Below are 6,924 nucleotides of genomic sequence, written 5' to 3' on the forward strand. Positions count from 1 at the left end.
TTTTTTCGATGATCTCCTTCGCCATTTGATGGTCCAAAGCCAAGTTGGCGTACATCTGCTTGAGCTTGCGGTTCTCCTCTTCCAGTTCCTTTATGCGCCTAAGCTCCTTGCCGCTCATTCCGGCGTACTTCGAACGCCACTTGTAGAAAGCGGCCGAACTCACACCGTGTTCACGGGTTATATCCGCAACGGTCTTGCCATTATCGAACTCTTTTAAAATCTTCGCGATCTGCGTGGGTGAAAATCTACTCTTCCTCATAATACTGTTTAAAATTAAGATTATTATTCTACTTTTAAACAGTTCGGTTTTAAGGGAAGCTTACATTTTGTCATTACCGCTAACGGTTAGTATATGAAAAGTAGGCGATTACGAAGCACAAAACTTTCGGTTAAGCACAAACTTTTATACGAGTCCTAAGCCTTGAATTTACTGCTATTTCGCCTATTTTTTATATACATTGTTACCTGTAGTGTTTTTTATTCATTCGTAAATATTTTCGGTGTTTCACTGTGAGGAAGTGGGTTTGCATCTGCTATTCGAATTAACGAAGAAAATGCAAAAGCTTCTCCTAAAACTAATGCTTGTTGCTGTTTCAAACTTGTCAGCAAGTCAATTTGACTTTTGTCATCATACTCAATTGTATTTCTGATAAATTCTAAATCTCTATTATTAGTTATTTTATGTACAATTAGCGAATTACATTGAGAAATAACCGTGTTTGAAACTTCCGAAGGTCTTTGAGTAGAAACCATTAAGTTGACTCCAAATTTTCTCCCTTCTCTTGCGAGTTTATCAATGTAATAGTTGTTCATTTGGTCGGTTGAAGTAGTTGAAATATATCTATGAGCTTCTTCAAGGACTAACAAAATATTGTCCTTTCGTCTGTTTGCAGGATTCGTTTTATAGTTGAAGATACTTTTGCTAATCATATAAACAAAAAGTGCTAAAATATCATTTGCTACTCTTAATGATAATATTAAGACTTGTTCTGTATCTGAATTTAAAAAATCCTCGATTGTATTGCCTGTTTTGTTAAAAACCGCCTTAAACCTTTCATCTGATGAAAAGTGTTTAATTCGCATAATTATATGCTTCAGAAACCCAATTGTAAAAGTATCGGGAACCATTCTTCCACGATTTTCAATGTCTGGTACTGCGTTTTCTATTTCAACTTCTAATTGTGAAAATTCAAAATATATATTCTCATCAACATTTTCGGTGCCTTTTAATTTTTTAACTGCCGTTTTTAAATAGGGAATAACATTAGGAGAATCTTCTTTCAAAAGCTGTGTTAGTTCATAAAAGCTTAAGTCCTTATGTGAAAGTTCTAAATCAGTATAATCTTTTAATGTGACCCAATCAGGTTTAACTCCATCAATGTCAAAAATATTTGAATATTCTTCATTGGAATCAATGATTATAGTCTTTAATGATTTATTATTTGCATTTTGCAATCTGTTTTTTTCAAGATAAACACCTTGTAAAATAGAAGTAACAGTACAAGACTTTCCACTTCCTGTGTTACCAAATATTGCACAATGTTTACCAAATAAGATATTTGGATCTGCATTTATTTTTACTTGATTAAAATAAATATCATTGCCGACCTGTAAAGAGGCTTGGTCACTTTTTAAGGTAGAATTATATATTGCTTCTATGTCATTTTCCTCTATTGTGAAAACATCACTTTCCAAGGTAGGAAAATAATCTATTCCTCTTTTAAACGTTTTGCTTAATGGATTAAAAGTTCCTATTAATCTAATTTTGGATATGATTGATTCATTTTTAGGATTAAAAAGTATGTCACGTTCTTTTGAAGGCTCTATTTGCTCGAAGATTATTCCTATTGCATTTTGTGAATTATATAATGGAATTGAAATATAACTGTTAAGCATACCAACTATGTGCAAACCATTTCCCGAGGAAACTGGTTTAGAGAAAATATCTTTGTTATGTATTATCTCTAAATATCTATTTGTAATCCTGTATACTTCTCCAATTTTGAAAGCCATAATTATTTTGTTAATTCTTTTAGAGTTTCAATTATGGTTTCTTTCGTTGGAATAAAAGAATTTAATGGAATTAGATACTTAACAATGTTTGTAAAATCTCCAACCAATGCACCTTCAAATATTATTATCCTATTGTCGCTTACACTACGATTCTTTAGTGTTTGCAGGAATAGAGGGCTTTCATCACTTACTAAACCGTAAGAATGGATTATGACTGTTAAATTCGGATTGTATAAACCTGTCCGAATAATATCATTTATGTGTTCATCTAAAAACGAGTAACCAATTATAACTAAAGTGTTTTGAGATTCTGTTAGGCACTTTGAGAAATTTCTAAATAATTCACTATAAGGTAAGTCAAGAGAATAGGATTTTTTAGTTTGGATTGGATAAATCATCAAACTATCAAATGAAAAGTCTTCTTTTTTCGCAGTATCAGATATTTGAATTTCTTTTAAGTTATAGAGGTCATTAATACTTTCTGCATATTGCCAAGAAATACTACCGTGTAATTTATAAATGTTTAAATAGGTTGCAATACGCTTTCCTTTTTCAGGAGAATCTTGTTTTATGTAAGTTTCATTGTGAAAAGTGTCAGGGTCAAATTTTCTCATATGAACTCCTCTGAATCCATTGTTATAACTAACTCCAATTTTTTCACAAGAATTTTCAAACGCCAAATCATAATTTGGGGTAAAGATTTTTGGTCTACTTAAAGTTTCTTTTCTACTTATTATTTTGTTAATGAATAATTCGTGTACTCCAAGATTTTCAGAAACATATTCAATAGGGAAGGGTACATATTTATCTACGAATATTTTTAAGGCCTTATCTAAAAAGGATTTAATTTCTGTAGCTGAATCTGAATCCTCTTTATTATTGAGATAGTACAAGTATTCTTGATTTATTTTATCAAATTTCTTCTCAAGTAGAATATCAGATTCAAAGAATTTAATTAACTGATTAATATGTTCTTTAGGTGGATTAATCGCTTTCAATTCCGTAATTATTGGGTCAAAAGGATTTTCGTCTTTATTTATTGTTTTTCCACCAATTGCAACAGAAGTTCCTGAACCACAAAGAAAATTTAGGTTCTCGTTTAAATAGTATTTAGCTAATTTGTTTAATGGGATTTTCTCGTCATCTCTGAAAAACTGAATAACATCACTTTCAATTTTAGATTTAGCTTCGTCAAGTTCGGCAATTGTAGTAATTCCGTCAATAGTGATTTTATTTGTTATCATTTTCTTCAGTTTCAATTTTGTTGTTCGGTCGTTTTTTCACATTACAGGTAACGTTCAGGCTAAAAAGCGTAGAAACGGTTTGGTTGGTTAGGTCTATGATTTTTAGCCATTGTTGTAGCTCGTTTTTATTCTTTTATTTTTATTTCACCTGCCCAAAAGCAAGCGATTTCATTATCCCTATAAGGGTCTTTTCCAGACTTATTAATACACCATTGCCAATCCACAATATCACTATTGGTTAGGATATTCATAGTTGAACCATTTTCAAAATCAATAGTTATATTCTTGTTATTGTCCAACAGAATCTCAACTATTGTCTTTCTGAGATTTGCGGCCATAATTGTTGATTTGGCTATATCTTCCTTATCTACTGCATGAATAAATCCATCATAATTTTCTTCTAAGAATTCGGTTATTTTACCCTCATCTTCGAATTGGATTGTATGCGCTGAAAGACAGTACTCACCAATGAATAACTCCCAAGTATCCCCTAAGCTAAATCGTGATATAAATTGCCCAAGAAGCTTGTTGTTTAATATTTCTAATTCGTTTTTCATCTAATGAGCTACAACGGTTAGGCTATGGTTTCGTTGCGGACATTTCCAATGGAAATTGTCCGTATGAAATCCGGCCGTGTTTATGGTTAACAAGTTTAAAGTTAGTTAGAATTTAGCAATGAATTATAGCCAGTGTTGTAAGCCGTTTTTATTTCGTTTTCTATATCTTCTAAATATATTTTGTCCATAGGATTTGAATATGGGTCAGACAATTTTCTTTCGCCAAGGTAAAGTTCCTTTGCTTTTTCCAAACAAGATTTGGATTCGATAGGTTTATCTAATTTTAGGTAAGTCAAAGCTAAATAATATTGATTTTCCGCTAATTCATTGTTTTCCGATTGTTTCTTGAATGTCTCAACTGCCTTTTCAAATTTTTTAGTTTCTAAATAAAGAACTCCAAGATGTAGATAATCATTAGCACCAACAAAATCCTCTTCTTCGTTTAGTTTAATTTGTTTTTCTAAAATTCCTATTGCCTTTTCTTTTTCTCCAATTGCTTTATAGCACAAGCCTTTGGCAATGTTTAAATGGTAAGTTCCGTTTTGAGATTGTCCAATATCATAATCTACCAAACTATCCAACTTTTCGATGTCTTTGATTGCTCCTTTGTAGTCTCGGAAGAATTGATAACGACACCAACCTCTATATCCTAAATGTTCTTTTGGTTTATATTCAACTGCCTTGTCAATTAATTTTTTCCAAGTCACAAAGTCTCCACTTTTTAAATAGGCAATGGATTTTGCCCAATAAGCGTAATCGAATGTAGGGTCAATCTCGATTGATTCGTCTAAAACGGTTTGGTATTCTTTACTGAATTGGTAATGACCTTTAATTTCCATTGCTTTTTTACAAGCTTTGTATTTTAAGGTGTCTCCATAATATTTGTACGCTTCGCAATTAGGTTGTGCAAACACATATGAATATGTAATAAGTAATACTGTAAGGTTAAAATATTTCATTAAGGCAAAATTTCCGTTAGTTGTCCGTCATTTATTTTAAAAATCATATACATATAGTAATCCACAGGAACTTCGTTTCTACGAATAACTTCCCAAGTTTCAATTTCTTTGGTTATGTTTAGAAGTTGAGAAATAATTTTTTTATCAAACTCTTTTTCTTGGTAATCGTAATCAGATTGTAAAACTCTAAATCTTCCTGCCTTTCCTTCACAGTTTACAATAAACCTTATTCTGATTAGTCCATTTTCTTTTTTGTCTGATATTGGTTTGTAACTTGATTTGAAAGTATTTAAAATTTTGGATTTTTCACCGCTATAAACAGGTCCTTCTCCCAAATTGAAATATTGAAGAACTTTATCGTCTCCGTTGCACACTTTAAAATCCAATTCGTCAATCTGGTCATTTTGTTCAATGTCACCAACCCAACGTAAATATTCTTGTTTTTCACTAACTTTTTTCTCGGTTTGACAACTGCAAAGAATTGAGAAAAGTAAAATTATTGCTAAAAATGATTTTTTCATTCAGTTCTTTTGTTCAAATGGCTTACAACGGTCTCGTATAACCGTCAGTTACGGGTTAGTATGCGTTAATTTTCGGTTAAGCACTGACGTTAGCAATTCCGAGTGGATTCGGACGTAGTCGAATCCGCCGTAATTGCGGTTATACATTGTTGTACTGCGTTTTATTTGCATTTATATTCACTAATTGTTTCTGTCAGCCAATTTGGATATCTTTTTAGAACAGCTTTTACACTGTCGACAAACTTTTGGGAATATTTATGTGTTTCGTTGGTTTTTCCAATTTGAATTGAAGTGTGATATTTTTTATCTCCTTTTACATTTAATTTCCATAAAATACATCTTAATTCATATTGGTTTAATCCTAACTCGGATTTTAATTGTTCAAATCTGAAAGGATAGAGTTCATCTGAAGTTGGCATACTTTCAGTATCTACCATTCCTGTAATCTTACCAATTAATTGTAAAGTTGGTGCACCATTTTTTTCTACGAATTCCCCTTCTTTTATAAAGTTTAACTGTTTAGCAATATCCTTGTCAATTAATATCTTTCCTTTTGTTGAGTGCAATTCTCCTTTATAGCTGTCAAGAATATGAATGTGTCTTGGACCAACTTCACCTATTTTTTCTATGTGTTTAACCCAAAACTCTTTTTCTTTTTGTCTTTCCGATTCAAGTAGTTTTTGAAGTTCGGGATATTTAATTTCCGTTGACTCTCCTCTATATCTATAATAGATGGCACCTTCTCTTAAAATCTTACTGTAGTTGGCTTTACAAACAATAGGTTTTATTTCAGATTCGTTAACCCAAAATCGTCCGAAAGTCATTCCGTCAAATTCTACAGTTACCATTCCCCAATCTATTTCGTGACTAAAATATTTTTGACAGAATTGATTAATCACAAGAGAATCACAATCCTCAAATCTGTTGTTTTGAAGTCCTAAAGGTTTTCTTGGTTTGTCGTTAATACCAAAAACTATTTCGCCACCTCGGTTATTTGCCATTCCGACAATAGTTTTTATATACTTTGCTAAACTATCACCAAATTGAAACGCTTTTTTAAATTCGATATCAAATGATTCTCTTTGTTTTAAATATCCTTTTGAGTTTATTTCGTATTTAAATTTCATTTATCGAATTCAGTTTCAAAATGCAGTACAACGTTAGGTGTATGCGCAGTGGCTTCGGCGGTGCGCCGGCCTTTTGCGGCCATTGCGCATACACGGTGTTGTCATCGGTTTTATTTTAATTTTTCCTTCCCCTAAAATTAACAATAAATACGAGGCTCAGTTAGCGATCCGGAACGATAGGCCGCCCGATTTTTTCCGAGCCGCCGCGGCATATGGATTTTAAGACCGGTAAAGTCCGTCTGCCAAGGAACATGGAAAGCCGTTCTTTTTAGTCCCTTCCAAGACCCGGAAAACTTGACTTTGTCAAAAATTTTCCCGTCCTTGTGCAAGTATTATAACGTTCCCAACGTCAGGAAAGTGCCAACTCTCCACGCTGTAAAGCGATAATACTTGCCCCCGAACCCTCCAAAGGTCGGGTACGGCCGGCCCTAAAAAGAACCCCTCCCTTTTTCCGCAAACCTTGGAAAAAAACGACCCTCCCGGATCGATAATTGATGACAACA

General features: G+C 32.8%; 7 protein-coding genes. All 7 read right to left on the reverse strand.

The window, feature by feature from the left end:
* Positions 1-259 (reverse strand): transposase (locus LX92_RS22115; protein ID WP_146197910.1); only part of this gene is annotated, 259 nt, incomplete at its 3' end.
* A 218-nt stretch (positions 260-477) separates the two neighbouring features.
* Positions 478-2,013, reverse strand: coding sequence for an ATP-binding protein (locus LX92_RS22120; RefSeq protein WP_109655220.1), 1,536 nt, complete (start codon positions 2,011-2,013; stop codon positions 478-480).
* Between the two features lie 2 nt (positions 2,014-2,015).
* Positions 2,016-3,257: an SIR2 family protein gene (locus tag LX92_RS22125; RefSeq protein ID WP_109655222.1), complete on the reverse strand. Its 1,242-nt coding sequence runs from the start codon at positions 3,255-3,257 to the stop codon at positions 2,016-2,018.
* 125 nt (positions 3,258-3,382) lie between these two features.
* Positions 3,383-3,814 carry a hypothetical protein gene (locus LX92_RS22130; protein ID WP_109655224.1) on the reverse strand — a complete coding sequence of 144 codons (432 nt, stop codon included), beginning with the start codon at positions 3,812-3,814 and terminating at the stop codon, positions 3,383-3,385.
* 101 nt (positions 3,815-3,915) lie between these two features.
* On the reverse strand, positions 3,916-4,773 hold the full coding sequence (locus LX92_RS22135; RefSeq protein WP_109655226.1) for a tetratricopeptide repeat protein: 858 nt from the start codon (positions 4,771-4,773) through the stop codon (positions 3,916-3,918).
* A complete protein-coding gene (locus LX92_RS22140) occupies positions 4,773-5,294 on the reverse strand; it encodes a hypothetical protein (RefSeq protein WP_109655228.1) in 522 nt (173 codons plus the stop codon). The genes LX92_RS22135 and LX92_RS22140 overlap by 1 nt, the downstream gene beginning before the upstream one ends.
* A 161-nt stretch (positions 5,295-5,455) precedes the next feature.
* Positions 5,456-6,421 carry an RNA-binding domain-containing protein gene (locus tag LX92_RS22145; protein ID WP_109655231.1) on the reverse strand — a complete coding sequence of 322 codons (966 nt, stop codon included), beginning with the start codon at positions 6,419-6,421 and terminating at the stop codon, positions 5,456-5,458.
* Positions 6,422-6,924 lie beyond the last annotated feature (503 nt).

The sequence above is a fragment of the Maribacter polysiphoniae genome (genome assembly GCF_003148665.1).
GTDB lineage: Bacteria > Bacteroidota > Bacteroidia > Flavobacteriales > Flavobacteriaceae > Maribacter_A > Maribacter_A polysiphoniae.